Annotated in this window: 25 protein-coding genes; 17 read left to right on the top strand and 8 right to left on the bottom strand. The window is 70.8% G+C overall.

The features are described from left to right. The 3 genes from V7050_RS04730 to V7050_RS04720 all read left to right on the top strand — a co-directional run. Positions 1-1,126, top strand: a 1,126-nt coding sequence (locus V7050_RS04730) for an NAD(P)/FAD-dependent oxidoreductase (protein ID WP_324410321.1), incomplete at its 5' end; no start/stop codon positions are given. A 78-nt stretch (positions 1,127-1,204) separates the two neighbouring features. Beyond that, a complete protein-coding gene (gene smc, locus V7050_RS04725) occupies positions 1,205-4,669 on the top strand; it encodes a chromosome segregation protein SMC (RefSeq protein WP_324365426.1) in 3,465 nt (1,154 codons plus the stop codon). 108 nt (positions 4,670-4,777) lie between these two features. Continuing rightward, a complete protein-coding gene (locus tag V7050_RS04720; RefSeq protein WP_324365425.1) occupies positions 4,778-5,038 on the top strand; it encodes a hypothetical protein in 261 nt (86 codons plus the stop codon). A gap of 107 nt (positions 5,039-5,145) precedes the next feature. Here V7050_RS04720 and V7050_RS04715 read toward each other — a convergent pair whose 3' ends face one another. Beyond that, positions 5,146-5,514: an ArsR/SmtB family transcription factor gene (locus V7050_RS04715; RefSeq protein WP_324365424.1), complete on the bottom strand. Its 369-nt coding sequence runs from the start codon at positions 5,512-5,514 to the stop codon at positions 5,146-5,148. A 258-nt stretch (positions 5,515-5,772) separates the two neighbouring features. Here V7050_RS04715 and V7050_RS04710 point away from each other — a divergent pair, with 258 nt between their 5' ends. The 6 genes from V7050_RS04710 (at position 5,773) to V7050_RS04685 (ending at position 8,819) form a co-directional block, all read left to right on the top strand. Continuing rightward, positions 5,773-6,135, top strand: coding sequence for an AtpZ/AtpI family protein (locus V7050_RS04710; protein WP_324365423.1), 363 nt, complete (start codon positions 5,773-5,775; stop codon positions 6,133-6,135). A 9-nt stretch (positions 6,136-6,144) separates the two neighbouring features. Next, positions 6,145-6,906 (top strand): F0F1 ATP synthase subunit A, encoded by a 762-nt coding sequence (locus V7050_RS04705; protein WP_324365422.1) that lies wholly within the window; start codon positions 6,145-6,147, stop codon positions 6,904-6,906. Between the two features lie 47 nt (positions 6,907-6,953). After that, on the top strand, positions 6,954-7,190 hold the full coding sequence (locus V7050_RS04700) for a F0F1 ATP synthase subunit C (protein WP_324365421.1): 237 nt from the start codon (positions 6,954-6,956) through the stop codon (positions 7,188-7,190). Positions 7,191-7,257: 67 nt separating this feature from the next. Next, on the top strand, positions 7,258-7,878 hold the full coding sequence (locus V7050_RS04695) for a F0F1 ATP synthase subunit B' (RefSeq protein WP_324365420.1): 621 nt from the start codon (positions 7,258-7,260) through the stop codon (positions 7,876-7,878). 3 nt (positions 7,879-7,881) lie between these two features. Continuing rightward, a complete protein-coding gene (locus tag V7050_RS04690; RefSeq protein WP_324365419.1) occupies positions 7,882-8,373 on the top strand; it encodes a F0F1 ATP synthase subunit B family protein in 492 nt (163 codons plus the stop codon). A 128-nt stretch (positions 8,374-8,501) separates the two neighbouring features. Beyond that, the gene (locus V7050_RS04685) at positions 8,502-8,819 is read left to right on the top strand and encodes a TraR/DksA family transcriptional regulator (RefSeq protein ID WP_324365418.1); all 318 of its coding nucleotides are present in this window, start codon (positions 8,502-8,504) and stop codon (positions 8,817-8,819) included. Positions 8,820-8,992: 173 nt separating this feature from the next. On the opposite strand, the gene gshB is transcribed toward V7050_RS04685, so the two are convergent. The 3 genes from gshB to rsmI all read right to left on the bottom strand — a co-directional run bounded on the left by gshB (position 8,993) and on the right by rsmI (position 11,235). Next, the gene (gene gshB, locus V7050_RS04680) at positions 8,993-9,937 is read right to left on the bottom strand and encodes a glutathione synthase (protein WP_324365417.1); all 945 of its coding nucleotides are present in this window, start codon (positions 9,935-9,937) and stop codon (positions 8,993-8,995) included. Positions 9,938-10,000: 63 nt separating this feature from the next. Continuing rightward, entirely contained in the window at positions 10,001-10,360 is a 360-nt protein-coding gene (locus V7050_RS04675; protein ID WP_324365416.1) for a YraN family protein, read from the bottom strand. After that, on the bottom strand, positions 10,357-11,235 hold the full coding sequence (rsmI, locus tag V7050_RS04670; RefSeq protein ID WP_442885583.1) for a 16S rRNA (cytidine(1402)-2'-O)-methyltransferase: 879 nt from the start codon (positions 11,233-11,235) through the stop codon (positions 10,357-10,359). Before rsmI ends, V7050_RS04675 begins: the two co-directional genes overlap by 4 nt. Before the next feature lie 114 nt (positions 11,236-11,349). Between rsmI and V7050_RS04665 the strand changes: the two genes are divergently transcribed. The 4 genes from V7050_RS04665 to V7050_RS04650 all read left to right on the top strand — a co-directional run bounded on the left by V7050_RS04665 (position 11,350) and on the right by V7050_RS04650 (position 17,595). Beyond that, positions 11,350-12,546, top strand: a complete 1,197-nt coding sequence (locus tag V7050_RS04665) for a penicillin-binding protein activator (RefSeq protein WP_324365414.1) — start codon at positions 11,350-11,352, stop codon at positions 12,544-12,546. Beyond that, positions 12,536-15,331, top strand: a complete 2,796-nt coding sequence (locus V7050_RS04660) for a [protein-PII] uridylyltransferase (protein ID WP_442885582.1) — start codon at positions 12,536-12,538, stop codon at positions 15,329-15,331. The genes V7050_RS04665 and V7050_RS04660 overlap by 11 nt, the downstream gene beginning before the upstream one ends. Then, entirely contained in the window at positions 15,331-16,875 is a 1,545-nt protein-coding gene (murJ, locus tag V7050_RS04655) for a murein biosynthesis integral membrane protein MurJ (RefSeq protein ID WP_324365436.1), read from the top strand. The genes V7050_RS04660 and murJ overlap by 1 nt, the downstream gene beginning before the upstream one ends. Before the next feature lie 324 nt (positions 16,876-17,199). Next, positions 17,200-17,595 carry a hypothetical protein gene (locus V7050_RS04650; RefSeq protein ID WP_324365413.1) on the top strand — a complete coding sequence of 132 codons (396 nt, stop codon included), beginning with the start codon at positions 17,200-17,202 and terminating at the stop codon, positions 17,593-17,595. A gap of 13 nt (positions 17,596-17,608) precedes the next feature. Here the strand turns inward: V7050_RS04650 and V7050_RS04645 are convergent, their stop codons facing one another. The 3 genes from V7050_RS04645 to V7050_RS04635 form a co-directional block, all read right to left on the bottom strand. Next, on the bottom strand, positions 17,609-18,391 hold the full coding sequence (locus V7050_RS04645; RefSeq protein WP_324365412.1) for a hypothetical protein: 783 nt from the start codon (positions 18,389-18,391) through the stop codon (positions 17,609-17,611). Further along, positions 18,384-19,463, bottom strand: a complete 1,080-nt coding sequence (locus V7050_RS04640; protein ID WP_324365411.1) for a sugar-transfer associated ATP-grasp domain-containing protein — start codon at positions 19,461-19,463, stop codon at positions 18,384-18,386. Before V7050_RS04640 ends, V7050_RS04645 begins: the two co-directional genes overlap by 8 nt. A 124-nt stretch (positions 19,464-19,587) precedes the next feature. Continuing rightward, a complete protein-coding gene (locus V7050_RS04635; RefSeq protein WP_324365410.1) occupies positions 19,588-20,274 on the bottom strand; it encodes a rhomboid family intramembrane serine protease in 687 nt (228 codons plus the stop codon). 76 nt (positions 20,275-20,350) lie between these two features. On the opposite strand from V7050_RS04635, the gene trpS reads away from it, so the two are divergent. Then, the gene (gene trpS / locus V7050_RS04630; protein ID WP_324365409.1) at positions 20,351-21,379 is read left to right on the top strand and encodes a tryptophan--tRNA ligase; all 1,029 of its coding nucleotides are present in this window, start codon (positions 20,351-20,353) and stop codon (positions 21,377-21,379) included. Between the two features lie 18 nt (positions 21,380-21,397). Here the strand turns inward: trpS and V7050_RS04625 are convergent, their stop codons facing one another. Further along, complete coding sequence (locus V7050_RS04625; protein ID WP_324365408.1) at positions 21,398-22,060, bottom strand: hypothetical protein; 663 nt, start codon at positions 22,058-22,060, stop codon at positions 21,398-21,400. A 231-nt stretch (positions 22,061-22,291) separates the two neighbouring features. On the opposite strand from V7050_RS04625, the gene V7050_RS04620 reads away from it, so the two are divergent. The 3 genes from V7050_RS04620 (at position 22,292) to V7050_RS04610 (ending at position 24,591) form a co-directional block, all read left to right on the top strand. Beyond that, positions 22,292-22,750: a universal stress protein gene (locus V7050_RS04620; RefSeq protein ID WP_324365407.1), complete on the top strand. Its 459-nt coding sequence runs from the start codon at positions 22,292-22,294 to the stop codon at positions 22,748-22,750. Between the two features lie 262 nt (positions 22,751-23,012). Then, positions 23,013-23,912, top strand: coding sequence for an oxygen-dependent coproporphyrinogen oxidase (gene hemF, locus V7050_RS04615; RefSeq protein ID WP_324365406.1), 900 nt, complete (start codon positions 23,013-23,015; stop codon positions 23,910-23,912). 1 nt (position 23,913) lies between these two features. Further along, entirely contained in the window at positions 23,914-24,591 is a 678-nt protein-coding gene (locus V7050_RS04610) for a GAP family protein (RefSeq protein WP_324365405.1), read from the top strand. Positions 24,592-24,690 lie beyond the last annotated feature (99 nt).

The following is a 24,690-nucleotide window of genomic DNA, read 5'->3' as shown; positions in this document are numbered from 1 at the left end:
GCTCGTCGTCGGGGCGGGGGTTTTCGGGCTGAGCTGCGCCTGGGCCTGCGCCGGGCGGGGCCTGCGCGTGACGGTGCTGGAGCGGAACACGCCCGGCTCGGGCGCGAGCGGCGGGCCGGTCGGCGCGATGTCGCCGCATCAGCCCGCGAACTGGTCGCCGAAGAAGGCCTTTCAGCTCGAGGCGCTGCTTTCCGCCGAGGCCCATTGGCGCGCGGTGGCGGCGACGGGCGGCCGCGATCCGGGATATGCGCGCGTCGGGCGGCTGATCCCCCTGGGCGACGCCGCCGCGCGGCGGCGCGCCGAGGCCCAGGCGCGGGCGGCCTCCGCGCATTGGCACGGCTGGGACTGGAGCTTCCATGCACGAAGCGCGGACGAAGCCTGGATCGCACCGGAAGCCGCGACGCATGGCGTCGCATTCGAGCCGCTCTCCGCGCGCATCCACCCCCGCCGCGCCGTCGAGGCGCTCGCCGCCGCGCTCGCCGCGCGCGGGGTCGCGCTCCTGTCCCAGACCGAGGTGCGCAGTCTCGAGGACGGCGCGGTCGATACGGTTGATGGTCGGATCGCGGCCGGCCGCATCGTGCTCGCCGCCGGCATGGGCGGCTTCGATCTCGTGAAGGCCGCGACCGGCATTCCCGCCGGCTGCGGCGTCAAGGGACAGGCGGCGGTCCTGGCACCGCGCGTCCCGGTCTCCGGCCCGGCGATCTTCGCGGAGGGCCTCTATGTGGTGCCCCATGCGGACGGGTCCGTGGCGGTCGGCTCGACCAGCGAGAACACCTGGCGATGCGCGACCGGCACGGACGGCCTGCTCGACGACCTGCTCGAACGCGCCCGCGCGCTCTGCCCCTGCCTCGCGGGGGCCCGCGTCGTCGAGCGCTGGTCCGGGCTGCGCCCGCGCGCGCCGCGCCCCGATCCGCTGATCGGACCGCTGCCGGGGCTGGCCCGCGTCCTCCTCGCCACCGGCGCCTTCAAGATCGGCTTCGGCATCGCCCATGCGGTGGGCGAGGCGATCGCGGATATCGTCACCGGACGCGATCCTAGGCTGCCCCAAGGCTTCTCGCCGGCGGCCCACGGGCTCGGACATCGGAAGGCGGGTTCGCCAATATTTGGCGGCGGCGGCCTCGGCTGAACCCATATCATGTGGATATCTGTTGACAGGGCGATCCGGGAACGGGATCCTGCCGCGGCAAACACGTTGGACATTCCGGTGCATTTCACCCGCCTGCGGCTGCTCGGTTTCAAGAGCTTCGTCGACCCGACCGAGCTGGTCATCGCCCCGGGGCTGACCGGGGTGGTCGGGCCGAACGGCTGCGGCAAGTCGAACCTGCTCGAGGCGCTGCGCTGGGTCATGGGCGAGAACCGGCCCTCGGCGATGCGCGGCGACGGCATGGAGGACGTCATCTTCGCGGGCTCGGGCTCGCGGCCGGCGCGCAACCATGCGGAAGTGACCCTGACCATCGACAACCGCGAGCGCCTCGCGCCCAGCGCCTTCAACGATGCCGACCAGGTCGAGATCGTGCGCCGCATCACCCGCGACGCCGGCTCGGCCTTCCGCGCCAACGGGCGCGAGGCGCGGGCCCGCGACATCCAGATCCTCTTTGCGGATGCCTCGACCGGGTCGCATTCGCCGGCGCTGGTGCGGCAGGGCCAGATCTCGGAGCTGATCAACGCGCGCCCCAAGGCGCGGCGGCGCATCCTGGAGGAGGCCGCCGGCATCTCCGGCCTCTACCAGCGCCGCCACGAGGCGGAGCTGAAGCTGCGGGCGACGGAGACCAATCTCGGCCGCGTCGGCGACGTGATCGAGGCGCTCGACGGCCAGCTCGGCGCGCTCGCCCGCCAGGCACGCCAGGCCGCGCGCTATCGCGAGATCGCCGAGGCGCTGCGGAGGGCCGAGAGCCTGCTCCTCTGGCGGATCTGGCAAGACGCCGACAGGGAGCGGCGCGCCGCCGCCGAGGCGCTGACCGCCGCGCTGCGGGCGGCCGGGGCGGGGCAGAGCGCCGCATCGGAGGCGGCGCGGCTGCGCGCCGAGGCCGAGGAGCGTCTCCCCGCACTCCGCGACGAGGACGCCATCGCCGCCGCGGTGTTGCAGCGCCTGACGCTGGAGCGCGACCGGATCGACGGCGAGGCCGAGTCGCTCGCCCGCCAGATCGCCGGGCTCGAGGCGCAGATCGCGCAGATGGCCGCCGACCACGAGCGCGAAACCACGCTGGACGGCGACGCCAAGGAAGTGGTGCAGCGCCTGACCGCGGAGAAGGCCAGGGTCGAGGCGGAGGCGGAGGGGCACGACGACCTGCTCGCCGAAGCCAGGGCTGCGGCCGAGACCTCGGCCGCAGCCCTTCGGGAGGCCGAGGCCGCTTTCGAGGGCGCGGCCGAGGCGGCGGCGCAGCTGGTGGCCGAGCATCAATCGGCGAGCCGGGCCGTGGCGGAGACGCGGCGCCGGTTCGAGGAGTCGACGCGCGGCGGCGCCCAGGCCGAATCGGCCGCCGCCGCGGTGGGCGCCGATCTGGAAAAGGCCCGGCCGGCCGTGGCCATGGCGCGCATCGCGGCCCAGGACGCGGCGGAACGGGCGGACTCCCTCGAGGCGGCACTGGTCGAGGCCGAGGCCGGCGCCAGCGCGGCGCGAATTGCGGCATCCGGCCTGAAGATGGTGCTCGCCGAGGCCGACGGCGCCGCCCGGGCGCTCGCCGCGGAGGTGGCCGGGCTCGACAAGCTGCTGGCCCGGGACCGCGGCTCGGACGGCCAGATCCTCGATGCGATCCGCGTCGAGCCTGGCTTCGAGGCGGCGCTGGGCGCGGCACTCGCCGAGGACCTGCGCCTGCCGCTCGCGGACCACGATGCGCAGGCGAGCGGCTGGCGCGCGCTGCCGCCGGTCGAAGACGCGCCGGACCTGCCGGAGGGCGCGACCCCGCTTGCGCCCAGGGTCGCGGCGCCGCCGGCGCTGGCGCGGCGCCTTGCGGCGATCGGCATGGTCGCGCGCGCCGACGGGCCGCGCCTGCAGCGGTCGCTCGGGCGGGGTCAGCGGCTGGTCAGTGCCGAGGGCGATCTCTGGCGCTGGGACGGGCTGGCGGTGGCGGCCGGGGACGCGCCATCCGCCGCGGCGCTGCGCCTGCAGCAGCGCAACCGGTCGGAGGCGGCCAAGGCAGCGCTCGCCGAGGCCGAGACGGCCGCGGCGGCCGCGCGCTCCGAATTGCAGCAGGCGGAGGCGGCCGCCGAAGCCGCGACCCGGCGCGAATCCGAGGCGAGGCTGGCGCGGAAATCGGCCGACCAGGCCGCGACCGTGGCGGCCCGCGACCTGACCCGCGCGGAGACGGCGCTCGAAGCGCTGGAAGGCAAGGCCTCGGCCCTCCAGGCGGCCTGCCGGCGGCGCCGGGAGGAGACCGCCGCGGCGCGGGCCGCCTTCGAGGCCGCCGAGAAATCCGCGGCGGCGCTGGCGGATGCCTCCGAGGCGAAGGCGGCGGTCGAGGCGGAGCGGGTCCGGCTCGAAGCCGCGCGGATCTCGGCGATGACCCGGCGCGGGGAAGCCGAGGAGATCGCGCGGTCAGGCGCCGCACGGGCGCGGCGGCTCGACGAGATCGCGGCCGAGATCGGCAATTGGACGGCGCGGCAGGCGACCGCGGCGCAGCGGCTGCAGGATCTCGCCCGGCGCGAGGCCGAGGCGCAGCAGGAGCTCGCCGCCCTGCGGTCCCGGCCGTCGGAGCTCGCGGAGAGGCGCAGCGAGCTCGCAAAATCGCTCGAAGCGGCCGAGACGCGCCGCCGTTCGGCCTCCGATGTGCTGGCCGCGGCGGAAACCGAGCTGCGCGCCCGCGACGCCGCCGCACGCGCGGCGGAACGGGCCGCGAGCGAGGCCCGCGAGGCGCGCGCCCGCTCCGAGGCGCTCGCCGAGGCCGCGGAGGCCCGCGCTGCATCGGCGGCCGACCGGCTCCGGGCGGAGCTCGAACGCGAGCCCGGCGACGTGCCGGCGGATTTCGGGACCGCGGCGGAGGCCGTGCCCGGCGCCTCGGATCTCGAGGCGGAGGTGGATCGCCTGCGCCGCCAGCGCGACGGCCTCGGCGCGGTGAACCTGCGGGCCGAGGAGGACGCGCGCGAGATCGCCGCCGAGCGCGAGGGGCTCGCGCGCGAGCGCGCCGATCTCGAGGAGGCCATCGCCAAGCTGCGCCAGGGCATCGCCAGTCTCAACCGCGAGGGCCGCGGGCGGCTGCTCGCCGCCTTCGACGAGGTCAACCGCAATTTCGCGGTGCTCTTCAAGCATCTCTTCGGCGGCGGCGAGGCGAGCCTGGTGATGGTCGAGAGCGACGACCCGCTCGAAGCCGGGCTCGAGATCATGTGCCAGCCGCCGGGCAAGAAGCTCTCGACCCTCTCGCTGCTCTCGGGCGGCGAGCAGACCCTGACGGCGCTTTCCCTCATCTTCGGGGTCTTCCTCGCCAATCCCTCGCCGATCTGCGTGCTCGACGAGGTCGACGCGCCGCTCGACGACGCCAATGTGACGCGCTTCTGCGACCTGCTCGACGAGATGACCGAGCGCACCTCGACGCGCTTCCTGATCATCACCCATCACGCCATCACCATGTCGCGCATGGGCCGGCTCTTCGGTGTGACAATGGCGGAGAAGGGCGTGAGCCAGCTGGTTTCCGTCGACCTCGCCGCAGCAGAGCGCATCGTCGAATCGGCATGACCGGCGGCTCTTGGCGGGACGTACCGACGGGTCCGGCACGGCATTCCGGTTGATCGAAAGTCGCGCGCATGCGACGCTCATCGCTCCGCAATGCGGGGGGAAAGGATCATGCCCAAGATCGTTGCCACGCACGAGGTCGAGGACGTGGCGCATTGGCTGGCGTCACCGAAGCGCGCCGAGGTATTCGACGGAGTCGCGACCGACATCCGCACCTTTGTCCATCCGACCGAGAAGAACAGGGTCGCGGTGGCCTTCGACATCGCCGACATGGAAAAGTTCGAGGCGGTGATGAAGAGCGAGGCGGGCGCGGCGGCGATGAAATACGACGGCGTCCGGCCGGAGACGCTCGTCGTCTACATCGAGGGGTGAGACGCGCCGCTCCGGGGGGGGGCGCTGCAGCACGCGTTGACGTCCGAGAGCGGGCGGACGAAGGGGCAAGGCCTGCACGCTCTGCCGGGCCCGGGAGTGTCGGGGGGTCAGGGGTCGCCTTCGGGTTCGACATCGCCGGGCGCCTCGCCGAGCGCCAGTTCCACGTAGCGCTGCAGCGCGTCGAAATCCTCGGTCGCGAAGGCGCCGAAGCCCTGCATCCAGACGAAGGCGGCCGCGAGCGCGTCCGGCTCCAGGCGGCAAGTCTTCTCGCGCCCCGCCCGCAGCTGGCTCACGAGACCGGCACGGGTGAGGATCCTGAGATGCTTGGAGACCGCGGCCAGGGACATCGGCAGCGGTGCCGCCAGTTCGCCGACATTGCGCTCGCCCTCGAGCAGCCGACCGAGGATCGCCCGCCGGGTCGGGTCCGCCAGGGCGGCGAAGACGAGGTCGAGATCGGGGGCCGGGGTCTCGGTCATCGGGCGATCTGCCGCTAGCCCGGGGGAAAAGTCAACCGATCGGTTGAGGATCGCGGCGGCGCCCGACGCAGGCCGATCGCGGCTGCGCTCCGGCGCCGGACTCGGGCGATTTTCGAGATTGTCGTTTGATAACAATACAGTATGGAGTCGACGCCTGGGTGGATGTGCCTTGACAGGGCGGCGCGGTTTGCCTAAGACCCTGACGAAGTCAGACCCTTGGCGGGGGATGTCCGGGCGAAAGGGCAGGGCGGGGCGGCGATGGAAAAGGATCCCTTTTCCGAACGTCTCAAGCGCCTGGAAGACCGGATCGAAGCCGCCAGATCCGCGCAGTCCACCCCGCCGTCGGGGACGGGTGCGAAATACACGCAGGGTTCGCTCGCCTGGCGCATGGTGATCGAACTCGTGGTGGGGATGTTGCTGGGGCTGGCGATCGGGATGGGGCTGGACAGCCTCTTCGGAACACGGCCCGTGTTCCTCGTGCTGTTCGCGCTCCTGGGATTCGCGGCCGGGGTCCGCACCATGATGCGAACGGCATCGGAGGTGCGCGACAAGCGGGCCGAGGGCGCGCTGCTCGACGGCGGCGCGGCGGAAGCGGACCGGAACGGTTCGCAGGGGGAGTGAGGGGCGGCCATGGCAGGCGAGGCGGAGCACGGCGGCAGCGGCTTCAACATCCATCCGATGGACCAGTTCAAGGTCACGCCGCTCTTCGGCGGCGATTCCGTACACTGGTACACGCCCACCAACGCAACGCTCTGGATGCTGCTCACCGTGCTCGCGATCACGCTGGTGATGGTGGTCGGCGCCAGGGGCCGCGCGCTGATCCCCTCGCGGGCGCAATCGGCGGCCGAGGTGATCTACGGCTTCACGCGCAAGATGGTCGAGGACGTGGCCGGCAAGGAGGGGATGAAGTACTTCCCCTATATCCTGACGGTGTTCCTCTTCATCCTCTTCGCCAATCTGCTGGCGCTCCTGCCCGCGAGCTTCGCGCCCACCTCGCATATCGCGGTGACCGGGGTCCTGGCACTGGCGGTCTTCGTCACGGTCACGGCGATCGGCTTCGTCAAGCACGGCGCGGGCTTCCTCAAGCTCTTCTGGGTGACCAGCGCGCCCACGGTGGCGCTCAGGATCGTGCTCGCGGTGATCGAGCTCATCTCCTATTTCGTGCGGCCGCTCAGCCACTCCGTCCGGTTGGGCGGCAACATGATGGCCGGCCATGCGGTGCTGAAGGTCTTCGCGGGCTTCGCCGGCGCGCTCGGGCTCGGGGCGATCTTCCCGATCGTCGCCATCGTGGCGGTCTACGGGCTCGAGCTGATGGTGGCCTGCATCCAGGCCTATGTCTTCGCGATCCTCACCTGCGTCTATCTCAACGACGCGCTGCATCCCGGTCACTGACCGGCCAGCGCGGGACATCTCGCCATTCCAATCCAAAGGAGCACGTCATGGAAGGCAATATCGGCGAAATGGGGCAGTTCATCGGCGCGGGCCTGGCCTGTATCGGCATGGGCGGCGCCGGCATCGGTGTGGGGCATGTGGCCGGGAACTTCCTCTCCGGCGCGCTGCGCAACCCCGCCGCGGCGGGCGAGCAGACCGCGACGCTCTTCATCGGCATCGCCTTCGCCGAGGCGCTCGGGATCTTCTCGTTCCTCGTCGCGCTGCTGCTGATGTTCGCCGTCTGATCGCTGGGCATGTGACCTTCACCGCACGGGCAGCCGCCCGTGGGGCCGACCAGCGACGGAGTGGACGATGGCAGACGAAACGGAAACCGGGGAAGGCGCCGAGCACGCCGCCGGGGCAGCGCATGAAGCGGGTGCCGCCGCGACCGACGGCCATGTCGCCGAAACCCTGGGCGAGATCAATCTCGAGCATGCCGAGGTCGGCATGCCGCAGCTCGATTTCGGCGTCTTTCCCAACCTGATCTTCTGGCTGATCGTCTCGATCGTCATCCTCTTCATGGTCCTGAACAGGGTGGCGCTGCCACGGATCCGGTCGGTGCTCTCCGAGCGCAACGACGCGATCTCCAACGACCTCGAACAGGCGGCCCTGCTCAAGCGCCGCTCGGAAGAGGCGGAGGCCTCCTACAATGCCGCGCTCGCGCGGGCCCGCGACGAGGCGCATCGCATCGCGGCCGACACCAAGGCGCAGATCAACAAGGAACTGGCCTCGCTGATGGCCAAGGCCGATGCCGAGATCGCCGCGAAATCGGCGGAATCGGAGGCGCGCATCCGCGAGATCCGCGACAGCGCCGCCAGGAGCGTGGAGGAGGTGGCGCGGGCCACGACGGCCGATATTGTCGCGGCCTTCCTGCCGGGCGCGGCCGATGCGGAGGCCGTCGACCAGGCGATCGCCCGGCGGCTGAAGGGTTAGGTCATGGATTTCCTGAACAATACCAACGTCGTCGTCGGAATCGGCTTCGTCATTTTCGTCGGCATCCTGCTCTATTTCGGGGTGCCGGGCATGCTGATGAAGATGCTGGATGCCCGCGCGTTCAAGATCCGGACCGATCTCGACGAGGCCCGCGCGCTCCGCGAGGAGGCCCAGACGCTGCTGGCGAGCTTCGAGCGCCGCCAGAAGGAAGTGGCGGTCCAGGCCGAGGAGATCGTCGCCGCCGCCCGGCACGAGGCCGAAGCCGCCGCGGAGGTCGCCAAGGAGGACATCCGCAAATCCGTCGCCCGCCGGTTGCAGACCGCGACCGAGCAGATCGAGGCGGCCGAGCAGGCGGCGGTGCGCCAGATCAAGGACCGCGCCGTCGGGGTCGCCATCGCCGCGGCCGGCGACGTGATGAAGGGCAAGATGAAGGCCGAGAGCGCCAATGCCCTGATCGACGCCGCGATCAAGGACGTCGGCGCCAAGCTGCACTGAGCGGCCGCCGGCCCCGCCCGCGGCGCGGTCCCCGGGACCGGCCGCCGGGTCCACGGGTGCGATTGACCAGGATCAAGGACTCCGGCCTCGCGCCGTGACCTTTGGTGCTGAGGATTGCGGAGGACAGCATGATCGCGATCGAGACGCGCAAGTCCCAGCTGGAGACGCGGCTCCGGGAGCTCCAGACCCGGCTCAGGCGCATCGAGCACGACCTCGACCAGCCGGTCAGCGAGGATTTCTCCGAGCAGGCCGTGGAGCGCGAGGGCGAGGAGGTCCTCGAGGATCTGGGCACGGCCGGACTGCAGGAGATCCGCATGATCGAGGCGGCGCTCGACCGCATCGCCCGCGGGACCTACGGCATCTGCGTGACCTGCGGCGACCCGATCGGCGAGGCGCGGCTCGACGTGCTTCCGCAGACCCCGAAATGCCGCACCTGCGCCCGCTGAGCGGAGTGGGCGCGTCCGAGGGCAAGATCGATCGGACCGGCGGCGTTTCCATCTGACCCCATTGGGAAGCACGGGCAGGAGCTGTGGCTGCTGCGTCATGCACTGTTCAGGCTGAATGCGTCTCAGAGAGGCGCCGTGCGGAAACCCCGTCGCGCCGGCAGTTGCCGGCGCGGTCAGCGCACGCGGCGGGCTTCGATCGCTTCCCAGATCTTCGCGGTCACGTTCACGCCGTCGAAGCGCTCGAGCTCCTGGAGCCCGGTCGGCGAGGTCACGTTGATCTCGGTCAGCCAGCCGCCGATCACGTCGATGCCGACGAAGATCTGCCCCTTCTCGCGCAGGAGCGGGCCGATGGCGGCGCAGATCTCGCGGTCGCGCTCGGTCAGTGCCACCTTGGTCGGCGTGCCGCCGGCATGCATGTTCGACCGCGTCTCGCCCTCCTGCGGCACGCGGTTGATCGCGCCCACCGCCTCGCCGTCCACGAGGATCACCCGCTTGTCGCCCTTCGCCACGTCCGGCAGGAACTTCTGCGCGATCAGCGGCTCGCGGTTGATGCCGGTGAAGACCTCCCAGAGCGCGGTGAAGTTGCGGTCGTTGGGGTCGAGCCGGAAGACCCCGGCGCCGCCGTTGCCATAGAGCGGCTTGAGGATGATGTCCCCATGCCGCGCCTTGAAGGCGCGCAAGGTCGCGAGGTCGCGCGCCACCGTGGTCGGCGGCGTAAGCTCGGGGAACTGCAGCACAAGGAGCTTCTCGGGGAAGTTCCGCACCCAGAAAGGATCGTTGACCACCAGCGTTCCGGGCGCGAGCCGGTCGAGCACATGCGTCGTCGTGATGTAGCCCATGTCGAAGGGCGGATCCTGGCGCAGCCAGACCACGTCCATCGTGCCCAGATCGGCGACCGTCTCCGGCCCGAGCGTGAAATGATCGCCCTTCACCCGGCGCACCTCGACCGGCCAGCCGCGCGCGGTCACCCGCCCCTCGTCGAGCGAAAGCTGGTCGGGGGTGTAATAGAACAGCCGGTGCCCGCGCGCCTGCGCCTCCTCCATGATGCGGAAGGTGGAATCCGCCGCAATGTTGATGTTCTGGATCGGGTCCATCTGGACGGCGACTTGCAGGGCCATGCCAATCTCCCAAGGGCGGCGTCGGCCGCTTCATGGACGAGGCCGCGGAAGGGCGCAAGGCCGTCAGGCGTCGAAGCTCGCGGCGTTCTCGATGCGCTCGGCGACGCCGCTGCGGTCCACCAGCACCACGTCGAAGCGGCAGGGCACCGAGCCGTCGGTGGCCTCGGCGAGAAAGCGGCTCGCCGCGGCGCCGATCCGGCGCCATTGCGCCGGCGAGATCGCGGCAGCGGCCTCGCCGTGACCGCGCCGCGCCTTGACCTCGACGAAGATCAGCCAGCCGCCGCTGCGCAGGATCAGGTCGATCTCGCCCTCGGGGCATCTCCACCGCCGCGCGACGAGCTCGGCACCCTCGGCGCGATAGAGCCGCTCGGCGATCTCCTCGGCCGCGATCCCGCTGAAATGCGCGCCCCTTCCCCGCGTCATCGCGCGCGCGTCAGCGCCAGGGCGCGCCCGTAGACTTCGCGGCGCGGCAGGCCCAGCGCATCCGCCACCTCGGCCACGGCATCCTTGAGCGAGGCGCGCCCGAGCGCGGCAAGGAGCGCGGCATCGACCGCCGCCTCTTCCGGCGCCTCCGCCACCGGCGGGCCGACCACGACGACGATCTCGCCCTTGGGCGGCCCCGATTCCCCATAGGCCGCCGCGAGGTCCCCGAGGCGGCCGCGCCGGGTCTCCTCGAAGCGCTTGGTCAGTTCCCGGCTCACGGAGGCCTGCCGCCCCGCGCCGAGCGTCTCAGCCATGGCCGCGAGCGCCTCGGCCAGCCGGCGCGGCGATTCGTAGAAGACGAGCGTCGAGGGCACCTCCGCGAGCTCGCCCAGCGCCCGGCGCCGCGCAGCGGCGCGGGGCGGCAGGAATCCCGCGAAGAGGAAGCGGTCAGTCGGCAGCCCCGCCACCGCCAGCCCCGCGAGCAGCGCCGAGGCGCCGGGCACCGCCCTCACCGCATGGCCCGCCGCGATCGCCTCGGCGGCGAGCCGGTAGCCCGGATCGGCCAGGAGCGGCGTGCCCGCATCGGAGACGAGCGCCACGGACCGGCCTTCGGCCAGCGCCGCGAGCAGGCGCGGCCGCTGCGCCGCGCCGTTGTGATCGTGATAGGGCAGGATGCTGCGCGGATCTCGGCGCAGCCCGTGGATCTCGAGCAGCCGGCGCGTGGTGCGCGTGTCCTCCGCCGCGAGCAGGTCGGCGCCGCCGAGCAGGTCGAGGGCGCGCAGGGTGATGTCGCGCGCATGGCCGATCGGCGTGGCGACGAGATAGAGCCCCGGCGCCGGAGGCTCACGCGCCGGGGCGGCATCGCCGGCCGGGATCGGGGCTTCGCTCCGCTCGCTTTTCATTCTTCGTTTACTTTTTTCGGGCCACCGCTTAGCGTGCGGCCCGGAACTCGCCGCAAAATCCGCATCCGAACGTCGGGGTGACGACCCATGCTGTCAACACGTTTCTCCCGCCTCCGTCCGCTTCGATCGGTGTTCGCCGCGGCGGCCCTGGCGATGCTCGCCGCCTGCGCGACTAGCCCCGGCGCGGGGCGGGTCTCGAGCGACGGCGTCGAGGTCGACCCCAACCAGCCGGTGCGCGTGGCGCTGCTGGTCCCGCTCGGATCCGCCGATCCCAGCCGCGAGGTGCTCGGCCGCAGCCTGGTCAACGCGGCCCAGCTCGCCCAGGCGGATCTGCGCAACGCGACCATCGACCTCGCGGTCTATCCCACGGCCGGCACGGCCGAGGGCGGCGCCGCCGCCGCCAGCCAGGCGGTCGCGGAAGGCGCAAAGATCATCGTCGGCCCGCTCTTCAGCACGGCGACGGCGGGCGTGGAGCCGGTCGCGGCCGGGGCGCAGCTCAAGGTCATCAGCCTCAGCAACAACCCCGAGGTGGCCGGGCAGGGCGTTTATATCCTCGGCAACACCTTCCTCAATACCGCCGACCGGCTGGTCAGCTACGGCATGTCGCGCGGCCTGCGGAACTTCGCGGTGGTCTATCCCGAGGGCCTCGAGGGCGACACGGCGCGCAACGCGGTCTCGGCGGCGGTGCGAGGGCGCGGTGCGCAGCTGGTGGCGACCGAATCCTACAGCCTCTCGGTCACCGGCATCCAGGCCGCCGCGGGCCCGGCAGCCTCGAACCTCATGGCGAACGGCGCCAATGCGATCGTGCTGACCGACGGCCCCACCGGCGGCCTCGCCTTCATCTCGGAGGCCATGCGCAACAACGGCCTTTCCTCGGCCCAGGCGCAGTTCCTCGGCCTGCAGCGCTGGGACGTATCGGCCGAGGCCCTGTCGCAGCCGAGCCTGCAGGGCGGCGCCTTCGCCGCGCCGGACCCCGGCCTGATGGCCGCCTTCGAGGGCCGCTACCGCAATGCCTATGGCGAGTTGCCGCAGGACGTGGCCGCGCTCGCCTATGACGCCATCGCCGCGGTCGGCGCGCTGATCTCCGAGGCGCGCGCGGGCGGTGGCAGCCCCTTCTCGGATGCGCGGATCACACAAGCTGCGGGCTTCGCCGGCGTCGGCGGTGCCTTCCGCTTCGCGCCCAATGGGCTGAACCAGCGCAATCTCGCGGTGCTCGAGGTCCGGGACGGACAGGCCGTGGTGGTCGAACGGGCGGCGCGAGGGTTCGAGTCCTTTGCCAACTGACCAGAGTCCACGGCGTGCCGCCGCGGACTGGCAGGGTCTGACGCCATCGCGCTCTCGGATCCTCGACGTGCCCGCGGTGGGCGCGGCGCTCGACGAGGCGCTCGGCGCGACCACCGGAACGGCCGAGCGGCGCGCAGCGGCGGTGCGCGTGCTGGGGGTCGCCAATGGCGAGGCCCGCGCCGCGATCGCCGCGGAAGTGGCGGCACGGCCGCGCGAAGCCTATCGCGCCATCCACGACTATGCCTGGCTGACCGACCAGATCGTCACGCTGACGCTCGATGCCGCGGCGCGCTGGATGCATCCGCTCGCCAATCCGACGCGCTCGGAGCGCATCGCCGCACTGGCGGTCGGGGGCTACGGCCGGGCGGAGATGGCGCCCTTCTCGGACGTCGACCTGCTCTTCGTCACCCCCTACAAGCAGACGCCCTGGGGCGAGAGCCTGATCGAGACCGTGCTCTACTGCCTCTGGGATCTCCGGCTCAAGGTCGGGCATTCCGCGCGCACGGTCGAGGATTGCCTGCGGCTCGCGCGCGGCGACACCTCGATCCGCACGAGCCTGCTTGAGCATCGCTTCGTCTGGGGCGCCGAGCCCCTGGCCGAGCGGCTGGACGAGCGGCTCTGGACGGAGCTCTTCGAGGGCACGGGACCGGAATTCGTCGAGCTGAAGCTCGCTGAACGCGCCACCCGGCACGAGCGTCAGGGCAGCACGCGCTACCTGCTCGAGCCCAACGTCAAGGACGGCAAGGGTGGCCTGCGCGACCTCCAGACCCTCTTTTGGATCGGCAAGTACCTCACCCGGGCGCACGGGCCGGAAGACCTGATGCGCAAGGGTTTCTTCACCGCGGACGAATTCACCATCTTCTCGGAAGCGGCGGCCTTCCTCTGGACCACGCGCGTGCACCTGCATCTGCTCTGCGGGCGCGCCATCGAGCAGCTGACCTTCGACATGCAGGTCGAGATCTCGGCCGCGCTCGGCTATCGCTCGACGCGCGGGCAGCGGGCGGTCGAGCGCTTCATGCAGGATTACTTCACCCATGCGAAGGCCGTGGGCGACCTCACGCGCATCTTCCTCTCCGCGCTCGAGGCGCAGCACGTCAAGCCGCGGCCGGGGCTCGGCCGGACGCTGCGCAACGTGCTGACCCTGCGCCGGGACCGCACCGCGGCAGGCTACCGGCTCAAGCACGGGCGCCTAGACGTGGCCGATCCCGAGGCCTTCCTCGCCGATCCGGTCAATATCCTGCGGCTCTTTCAGGAAGGCCTCTCGACCGGGACGCTGATCCATCCCGACGCGCTGCGGCTGGTGGCCGCCAATCTCGCCCTGATCGACGACCGCCTGCGCAACGATCCGGAGGCGAACCGGATCTTTCTCGAACTGCTGCTCGGCCACGGCAACCCCGAACGGGCGCTGCGCCTGATGAACGAGGTCGGGGTGCTCGGCGCCTTCATCCCCGAATTCGGGCGCATCGTGGCGATGATGCAGTTCAACATGTACCACCACTACACGGTGGACGAGCACATCATCCGCACGATCTCGACGCTCAGCCAGATCGAGCAGGGCGAGCTCATCGGGGATCTGCCGGTCTCCACCGAGATCCTCGCGCGCGGGGTCAATCGCCGGGTGCTCTATGTGGCGCTGCTCCTGCACGACATCGCCAAGGGCTCCGGCCGCGACCATTCCGAGCTCGGCGGCGAGATCGCGCTGCGGCTGGCGCCGCGCTTCGGGCTCGATGCCGACGAGACGGAAATGGTCGCCTGGCTGGTGCGAAACCACCTGCTGATGTCCGACACCGCCCAGAAGCGCGACCTGGCCGAGCCGCGCACCGTGCGCGACTTCGCCCAGATCGTGAAGAGCCCGAACCGGCTGAAGCTCCTGACCGTGCTGACGGTCTGCGACATCCGCGGCGTCGGGCCAAACGTCTGGAACAACTGGAAGGCGATGCTGCTGCGCACGCTCTATGCCGAGACCCTCGAATATCTCACCGGCGGCAGCCAGTCCCAAAGCCGGCCCGAGCGCGAGGCGGCGGCCAAGGCGGCGCTCGCGGAGGCGCTCGAGGGCTGGGGGGAAGACGAGATCCACGCGGAATGCGCCCGGCATTACGCCCCCTACTGGCTCGGCTTCGACACGCGCACCCATGCGATCTTCGCCGATCTCGTGCGGAGGCTACCCGAGGGCGAGCCCGCGATCGACATCGAGCTCGATTTCGGCCGCGACGCCACCCAGGCCTGTTTCGCCATGTCGGACCACCCTGGCATCTTCGCCCGCCTGGCCGGCGCGCTGGCGCTGGCCGGGGCCAACGTGGTCGACGCGCGCACCTATACCTCGACCGATGGCATCGCCACGGCCGCCTTCTGGATCCAGGACGCCCAGGGCGCGCCCTACGAGCGGGCGCGGCTGGCGCGGCTGCGCCATTCCGTCGGCCGCACGCTCCGGGGCGAGGTGGTCGCCCGCGAGGCGCTGAAATCGCGGGACCGCATCAAGAAGCGCGAGAAGGATTTCGTGGTGCCGACGCGCGTGCATTTCGACAACACCGCCTCCGACATCTATACCCTGATCGAGGTCGAGACCCGTGACCGGCCCGGCCTGCTCTACGACCTCGCGCGCACCCTGACCGCCAACAGCATCTCGATCGCCTCGGCGATCATCGCGACCTATGGGAAGCAGGCTGTGGACGTCTTCTACGTCAAGGATCTCTTCGGGCTGAAGCTGCATGCCGAGGGCAAGCGCGAGACCCTCGAGGCGCGGCTGCGCGCGGTCATCGACCAGGCGGACGGAAAGCCCGATTGATCCGTCCGATCCGCCTCCTGCCGGCCTTCCTGACCGTGGGCGGCTGGACCATGTTCAGCCGGGTCCTCGGCCTCGCCCGCGACGTGCTGATGGCCGCCCTGCTCGGTGCCGGGCCGGTGGCACAGGCCTTCCTGATCGCCTTCACCCTGCCGAACATGTTCCGCCGCTTCTTCGCCGAGGGCGCCTTCAACATCGCCTTCGTGCCGATTTTCGCCAAGCGCCTGGAAGGCGGGGAGGACGCCGAGGGCTTCGCGCGTGACGCGCTGTCGAACCTCGGCGCCTTCCTGATCGTCTTCACCCTCGTGGGCATCATGGCCATGCCCTGGCTGGTGCTGGCCATGGCGAGCGGCTTTCACGGCGACATCCGCTTCGACCTCAGCATCACCCATGGCCGCATCGCCTTTCCCTACATCATCTTCATCTCGCTCACAGCGCTCCTGAGCGGCGTGCTGAACGCGCTCGGCCGCTTCGCGCTGGCCGCCGCCGCGCCGATCCTGATGAACCTGGTGATGATCGCCTTCCTGCTGATCGGCTACTGGACCGGCGGCAACATCGGCCTCTGGCAGATCTGGTCGGTGCCGGTGGCCGGCGTCGCCCAGCTCGCCCTGGTCTGGTGGGGGGTGGGCCGCGCCGGCTTCCGCATCCTGCCGGGCCGGCCGCGGCTGACCCCGGAGATGCGCCGGCTCGCCGTCATCGCGGCGCCGGCGATGCTCGCGGGCGGCGTGGTCCAGATCAACCTGCTGGTCGGCCGCCAGGTGGGATCCTTCTTCGACGGGGCCGTGGCCTGGCTCTCCTATGCCGACCGGCTCTACCAGCTGCCGCTCGGCGTGGTGGGGCTCGCGATCGGCGTCGTGCTCCTGCCCGACCTCGCGCGCCGCCTGCGCGCCGGCGACACCGAGGGCGGCCGGAGCGCCGTGAACCGGGCCAGTGAATTCACCCTTGCCCTGACCCTGCCCGCAGCCCTCGCGCTGATGGTGATCCCGGTGCCGATCGTGGCCGTCCTCTTCCAGCGCGGCGCCTTCGGCCCCGAAGACACCCAGGCCACCGCACTCGCGGTGGCGATCTACGGCGCCGGCCTGCCGGCCTTCGTGCTGCAGAAGGTGATCTCGCCGGTCTATTACGCCCGCGAGGACACCCGTACGCCGTTCCGCTACGCCGTGCATGCGATGCTGGTCAATGCCGGCGTCGCCCTCGGCCTCGCGCCCTTCGTCGGCTTCGCCGCGGCGGCGCTGGGCACCACGGTGGCGGGATGGGTCATGCTGGTCCAACTCTGGCGCGGCACCCGGTCCTTTGACGGCGCCGCGGCGATCGACGCGCGGCTGAAGCGCGCGCTGCCCCGGATCGCGCTCTCCTGCCTGGTCATGGGCGCGGTGCTCCTCGGGGCCGCTGCCTGGCTCGACGAGGCCCTCGCCACCGACTATCTCCGCTACGGCGCGCTCGCGCTCCTGGTGGGCCTGGGCGCCGCGAGCTACGGTGCCGCCGTGCTCGCCACCGGTGCGATCCGCGGCGCGGATATCCGCGCCGCCCTGCGGAGACGGGCCTGACACGCTCTCTGGGTGCTTGCTTCGGGTAGGCGTTCGCCCCCGCAGCGGCCGCGCACTGTCGTCGCGGACCTCGCACCAGACAAAGTAGCGCGTTTCAGCCAATCACCCACGCTACGTTTGGACGGCCCTCAACGGCGCCGTAGATCCTGCCCGTGCTTCCCGAAGGCCGACACCCGCAACGGGAAACGAATCCTCTGCGCGGACCGGGGGGTAGTTGTCGCTTAACGAGTGACCCGCGATGTGATACACTCCGCCCATTCAACTGACTCTGCGGCATGCCGACCTTCTTTCGAGCGATTTTATCACTGCATATGGAGAATTCGCATGAAACCGGCACTAATCGTGACGTTCGGGCTTTTGCTCGCTGCTGGCAGCTGCAGCACCGTCCCCAAGGATCCGGAGGCCCCCGTGCTGACCCAGGCCGAAGCCCAGGCCTGCATCTCGCTTACGGCCGATCCCGACAGCCCGATGGGCAGCTATGACGTCAAGCGGCTGACCAATACCTGCCAGCCCGAGATCAACATCGCCTTCTACTCGTCCGACGGGCGACCCACCCGGGATGCGCCCGAGAGGCCGGCGCTCTCGCATGACGAATGGACGCGCGCCTATATCACCCAGGGTTCCGGCGGTTATGTCAGCTATTTCGCCTGCCCTGTCCCGCAGACGATCCAGGGCTTCCCCTCGGACGAGGGCGACATCTTCTGCGAAGACCCGCAGTGACGCCGATGCCGGGCTAGCGCCTCTGCCGCAGCCGGCGGCGTCCCTTGGCCACGAGACCCGACAAGCGGCCGGGCAGGAGCGCAATGGCCTGGCCGCGCCAGCCCAGCCGATAGGCGAGCCCGCGGCTGACAGCATCGCGGCAGGGCACGCAGAGGCCGCAGGCATAGCGCCCGAGCAGCGGGTCATGGCAGAACCACGAGCGCTCGAGCAGGTCGCGGAAGCCGCGCTCCGCGGCGATCTCGCCCATGCGCGCCTTGCTGGTCGCCAGCAGCGGAAAGGTCATGCGCTCGAAGAGCACGGCACCCGGTTCCCCCTCGCGGCCAAAGACCGTCACCTCGCGCCCCACCTCCATTCGCCGGACCACGCGGGGCCGCAGAAAGGTTTCGGTCTTGCTCCCGCCCGCGACGACCCCGAGTTCCAGGCCGCGCAGGTCACGATCGCGCGCGAAGCAGGCGAGCCATTCGTACTGCGACCCGAGGCCGATCTCGTCGTGGAGCGTCGTCCAGGCCGCGCGGATGTCGGGATGTCGGCCGGTGTCCGGCATCTCCACCACATCCGGCGGTTCCAGCCGACCGGGCCAGCCCCGCGACGCCACTGCCGCGACGATCTCGGCCATGCGCGACAGTTCCATTCGATGCGACCGCCGCCCGGAGTCGACAACGTAGTAGGGTTGCACGATGGCATCGGAACCGGAGATCAGGTCGAGCACACGGAACGTCGAATCCCAGCCGCCGGTCCATAGCACCACGTGTCGCTCGCGCCCCGGGGTGGCGGCCGCAGCGCCGCGGTCAGCCACGAAGCACCCACCGCCGGCCGCGCCGGAACTCCCGCCTGGCGACCCTCGCGAACGCACGCGGCAGGCTCGGCAACCGGTCGGGCAGCGCGACCTCGCGCTCAAGTTCTGCGCGCCGGCCAGGCCCGAGATAGGCGCCGTTGACCAGCTGCGTCGCGATCGACCAGTCGGAATTGCCCTCGACGATCACCGGGCCCGCGGGTGTCATCGCCACGTCCCAGCCGACCCAGCGCACTCCTGAGAAGACCCGCGCCGCCTTGCGGCAGGCTTCCAGGGCGCGCGGCCAGTCCGGCAGCACGAAGCCCTCGAAGGCCACGCCGCTGTCGGGATGCGTGGCGACCCGTCGCGGCGCTTCATGCTTAAGCGATCCGAACGCCCTGGTGACAGCGCCGGTCGCAAGATCCACATCCGCGACCAGGCCGCCCTGCGACCAGTTGTCCATCTGCGCGCCGGCGCGACCGGTGCGAAGGAATGCGGCGTCGATCGTCACCTCGCCCGTCAGCCCGCGAAACGTGATGATCCGCACCGTGTTGACCGACCCGGGGTTGAAGGCTGCGACCGCCGGATGCTGATCGATGAACCCTTGCACCAGGTAGCCCTCGCAGGACCTGTCCTGACCGTCGGCAGCCTCCATCGGCAGCGCGTCGAGAAATGCCGCGAGGGTCTGCGTTCCTGCGGCGGTCTTGGCGCACGGTATGCCGTCGGCGTCAGGGGCGGCATCCACAGCCCGCACCTCGTGCCCCTGCCGGCCGCCGCGCGGCTTGAGAAACAGCCGGCAGGGCAGCTCGCCGCGGATCAGTTCGGCGAATTCTTCCGGCGTCGTCAGCGGCTCACCGGCAGCGGTCATCCCGACCTGTGGATGATAGAGGCCATAGAGCTTCGGAACCGGCACTCCGATCGAGGCGAGAAGCGCCTGCGTGGCCCATTTGTCAGCCAGCACGTGACGCTGAGACCCGTTCAGGTGGGGTCGCAGCACCCGCGTGATGAGCTCCTGGGAAATGAAGTCCATCACCCTCTCGTCCGGGCAGTCCTCGAGTCCGAAGATAAGGATCTCCTCGTCGGAGAAGCCAGCCATTCGCAGCCGAAACCGCCTCGTGTGATCCATCCGCTCCGACCCCGCTCCCGCCCGGCCGCGTTCTTATACGCAAGCCCTCGATTGTGGGAAACGGCCCGACGCGCGCCGGCCGCAAATCGCCTACCTAGCGCTGCCGGGCCCGGTCGCGCCAGCGGCGCAGCCGCGCGCCGCCATCCGGGGCGAGCAGCGGGGCGAGCGCGAAGCCGGTGGCGAAACCCGCCAGATGCGCCACCCATTCGTCGCCACCGCCGACGAGCAGCCGGAAGAGCAGCTGCAGCCCGGCCAGCACCCCGATCAGCCGGAAGGCCGCGATCCGGCCGCGCGCCGCACTGTCGGACGCGGTGAAGAGCCACCAGCTGAAGGCGCCGATCAGCCCGTAGACGCCTGGATAGATCCCGACGAGCAGCACGCGGCTGTCGAGCAGAAACCCGTATGCCAGCGCCCCGGCGATGGTCCCCGCCAGCAGGATCCCGGCCATCGCCGCCTGGGAGAATCGCTCCGCGACCGCCTTGCCCAGCGCCAGAAGCAGCACGGCGCCGAAGATCGCGTGCATCGCGCCCGAATGCACCGTCGGATAGGTGATGAAGCGCATCAGCCCGTCGGCCGTCGGCCGCCGCGTCTCGACCATATAGTCGAAAAGGGGCGCGGAGAAGCCGAAGCGCGTCATCGCCTCGAGACGCCAGCCGGCCGCCTGCGGCCCGCCGATCAGCCCTTGGGCCCCGAGCTGCAGCACCGCCTCGATCGCGACGAGGCCGATCACCAGCCCGACGACCAGGGGAGGCAGGCGCTGGAAGGGTCCGGACGACGGCATCGGGGCTCCTGTTGACGGGGCGCAGCGCAACGGCAATAAGCGCGCGCATCCATAGCCCAGACGAGACGACGAGGCCATGTCCGAGCCGAAATTCGAGCCCCGCGTCTTCTCCGGCGCCCAGCCCTCGGGCAACCTGACGCTCGGCAATTACCTCGGGGCGCTGCGCCGCTGGGTGGCGATGCAGGACGAGGGGCTCGAGACGATCTATTGCGTCGTCGACCTGCATGCGATCACCGTCTGGCAGGATCCGGCGAAGCTCGCCCATGCCACGCGGGAGCTCGCGGCCGCCTATCTTGCCTGCGGCCTCGACCCCGCACGCTCGATCCTCTTCAACCAGTCCCAGGTACCGGCCCATGCCGAGCTCGCCTGGGTCTTCAACTGCGTGGCGCGGCTCGGCTGGTTGAACCGCATGACCCAGTTCAAGGACAAGGCCGGCAAGGACCGCGAGGCGGCGAGCGCCGGGCTCTATGTCTATCCCAACCTGATGGCGGCCGACATCCTCGTCTACCACGCCACCCATGTGCCGGTGGGCGAGGACCAGAAGCAGCATGTGGAGCTGACCCGCGACATCGCGGCCAAGTTCAACCACGATTTCGGCACGCCGTTCTTCCCGCTGGCCGAGCCGATCATCGAGGGCGCGGCGACGCGGGTCATGTCCCTGCGCGACGGCTCGAAGAAGATGTCGAAATCCGATCCCTCGGACATGAGCCGCATCAACCTCAGCGACGATGCCGATGCCATCGCCCAGAAGATCCGCAGGGCGCGCACCGATTCCGCGCCGCTGCCCGACAGCCTGACCCTGCTCGCCGACCGCCCCGAGGCACGCAATCTGCTCACCATCTATTCCGCGCTCGCGGAACGGCCGCCCGAGACCGTGCTGGAGGAATTCGCCGGGGCGCCGTTCTCGGTCTTCAAGCCGGCGCTGGCCGAGCTCGCGGTCGCCCGCCTCGGGCCGATCACCGCGCGCATGACCGAGCTCATGGCCGACCCCGCCGAGATCGACCGCATCCTCGGCGACGGCGCCGACCGCGCCGCCGCGATCGCCGAGCCGATCCTGGCGCGCACCTACGAGATCGTCGGCCTGGTCCGCAGCCGCCCGATCTGAACCGCCCCGAAGGCGGCGTCAGGTCTGCTGGTTCATCGTGATGTTGTCCAGCCGGTAGGTCTCGGCACCGGGGGCCTGAAGCTCGATCACGGCACCGAAACTGTCGCCCGGAAAATCGCCAGGATGCGGCAGCGGGCCGCCGACGTTGTCGGGCACATTGGCGTCGCCGGTCATGGTAAAGCGCCAGAAGTCGCCGGTCGGGAACATGTTGATGAAGACCTCGTGGGTCCCGCCCTCGACATAGGTGCCGACGTTCACGCCGTTCGCGGTCACAGTACCGCCCGAGAGCTCGATCTGGAGCGCCCAGAACGGCCCGCCCGAGCTCATGTTGATCTCCGCGCTCGCGCCCGGGGAGAGCTGCCCCCTGAACCGCGTCAGGATCGGCTTGCCGTTGTCGGGATGCGAGGCCGCGGTCAGGATCACGCGCGGCCGGCTGCCGGCGCTCGGACCCTGCAGCACCAGCGAATGGGCGCCGTCGAGCGGCGCGGCATTGCTTACGGTGGCCGAATTTCCGGCGCTGGTCTGGGTGGCGACACTGTCGCCCGCCGGCGGCCCCGAGGGCGCGGCGAGCGGGCTGCCGCCGACGGGATCGGCCTCGAAATCGTCGGAAAAGATCGTGGTGCAGGCGGTCAGGGCCGAGACCGACAGCATGAGGGTCGCGAGGCGGGGGAAGGATGTCATGGCTATGCTCTTTCGTTGAATCGGCATCCGGGCGATCTTCAATCGGTCATGGGGACCGGTCGCCCCGAGCGCGGTCCCGAAATTGAACCGCGGGCGCCCGATCGTATTAAGTGTATACCACGCCTGTGCCGGCCAGGCAAACCTCCGCGGCTGGGCGCGCAGATCCGGTTTCACCCGGCTTGCGAAGCCGGCGGGCATCGAAGATGATCGCGCAGGCCAAGGGGGAGACGCATGCGCAAGTTCCTGATCATCCTCGACGACACGCCCGAGATGCTGAACGCCATGCGCTACGCCGCGATCCGGGCCGCCAAGACCGGCGGCGGAGTCGAGATCCTCGCCATCGTCTCGCCCGAGGAGTTCCAGCATTTCATGGGCGTGGCCGACGTGATGCGGGCCGAGGCGCACGAGAAGATCGAGGCGCATTTCCAGGTTTTTAAGGACCGCATGGAGAAACGCGAAGGCGTGACGCCCTCGCTCGCTATCCGCGAGGGCGACAAGGTCGACGCGGTGCTCAAGCATCTCAAGGAGAACCCCGAGATCGGCGTCGTGGTCCTCGGCGCCGGCACCGAGAACGGCGGCCCCGGCCTGCTCGTCACCGCGCTGACCGGCCGCCGCATCGGCGAGCTGCGCGTGCCGATCACCATCGTCCCCGGCTCCATGACCAAGGAAGACATCATCGCCGTCACCTGAGGCCCGGCACCCCGGGGGCATTCGCAGATCGCTCTCCCTGTTCCGTGCGCGACCGTCACAAGAACAGGTCGAAGGCGGCGCCCTGCCCGGTGCGAATCGCTGCATTCTGCGGGAACGGCACGCGGGGCGCGCCTGGAAGCTGGTGGCGACCAACCGCGCCGATCTGGCAGCGCCCGAACCTCCGGTGGAGGAGGCCGTGCCGGACTGGACGCCGCCACCGCACTCCCTTAGTCCCGGGACCCGAGTTCCATGAGGTGAAGCGATGGAGGATCCCGAGTCCGGCGAGACGCTGAAGGCCCGTGCCGCGGCATGGTTCGAGACGTTGCGCGACGAGATCTGCGCCGCCTTCGAGGCGCTGGAGGACGCCCAGGACGCGGGCCCTTTCGCCGGGCTGCCGGCGGGGCGCTTCGAGCGCGAGGCGACCCGCCGCGCCGGCGAGGACGGCGAGGACGCCGGCGGTGGGGTGATGGCGGTGATGCGCGGGGGCCGGGTCTTCGAGAAGGTGGGCGTCAATGTCTCGACCGTCTACGGCAGGCTCGGCGCGCAGGCACAGCGCAGCCTGACGGCGCGGCGCGAGGTGCCCGGCCTCGACGCCGATCCCCGCTTCTGGGCCTCCGGAATCAGCCTCGTGGCGCATATGCGCTCGCCGCTCAGCCCGGCGGTGCACTTGAACACGCGGATGTTCTGGACACCGAGCGCGCAATGGTTCGGCGGCGGCGCCGACCTCAACCCGATGATCGAGGATGCGGCCGACACTGCCGCCTTCCACGCCGCGCTAAAGGCCACCTGCGACGCGCATGATCCGGGCTACTACCCCCGCTTCAAAGCCTGGGCGGACGAGTATTTCCTGATCCGCCACCGGAACGAGCCGCGCGGGGTCGGCGGCATCTTCTTCGACGATCTCGCCAGCGGCGACGCGGAGGCGGATTTCGCCTTCGTGCGCGATGTGGGCCGCGCCTTCCTCACCGTCTTCCTGCCGATCACCCGGCGCCACCTCGCCGAGACCTGGACGGAGGCTCAGCGCGAGATCCAGCTCATCCGGCGCGGGCGCTATGCCGAGTTCAACCTGGTCTACGACCGTGGCACCCGCTTCGGGCTCGAGACCGGCCACAACCCCGAGGCGGTGCTGATGTCCCTGCCGCCGGTGGCGAAATGGCCGTGACATGACCGGCGGCGCGCTCGACGCCGCGGCGCTGGTCCTGCCGCTCGCCATGGGCGTCGCACTCAGCCCCTTCCCCGTTGTCGGCGCGATCCTGGTCCTCAGCGGCCCGAGGGCCACGACCGCGGGGCCGGCCTTCGCCGCGGGCTTCGTCGCCGGCCTCGCGGCGCTGACCACCCTGGTGGTGGCGCTTCTCGACGGCGCGGGCCTGAGTGCCGGACCCCTCGCCAACCTGATCCGGCTCGGCGCCGGCCTCGGGCTCCTGGCCGCCGCAGCGGCCAAGTGGTGCGGCCGGCCCCGGGGCGGCGCGGCGGCGCCGGTGCCCGGCTGGATGGCGGCGCTCGGCGACGCCCGGCCGCTGCGCGCCTTCGGCATCGGCGCGGCGCTCGGCGGGGTCAATCCCAAGAACATCGCCTTCGCCGCAGGCGCGGCAGGCTCCATCGCCGGGTTTGGGCTTATCGGCCGCGACGCGGCCGGTCCCGCCCTCGCCTTCGTGCTGCTCGGCTCTGCCTCGGTGCTGGCGGCGACGGCCGCCAGGCTGGTCGCCGGGAAGGCGGCCACGCGCGGGCTCGATGCCGCGAGGGCCTTCATGATCGACAACGGGCCGGTGATCCTCGCCGTCGTCTTCTCGATCCTCGGCGTCAAGCTGGCCGGCGAGGGGCTGACGGGCCTGCTGCAATGACTTGGGATCGCATCGCCATCCTCGCCTAGAGTCTGTACCCAATAGGGATTGAACGAACCCGCTGACGCGGGAAGGAAGCGAAGCGATTAGGGGGAAGTC

Source organism: Amaricoccus sp., assembly GCF_036846665.1.
In the GTDB taxonomy this organism is placed as follows: domain Bacteria; phylum Pseudomonadota; class Alphaproteobacteria; order Rhodobacterales; family Rhodobacteraceae; genus Amaricoccus.
This window is presented reverse-complemented; position numbering and strand designations above follow the sequence as displayed.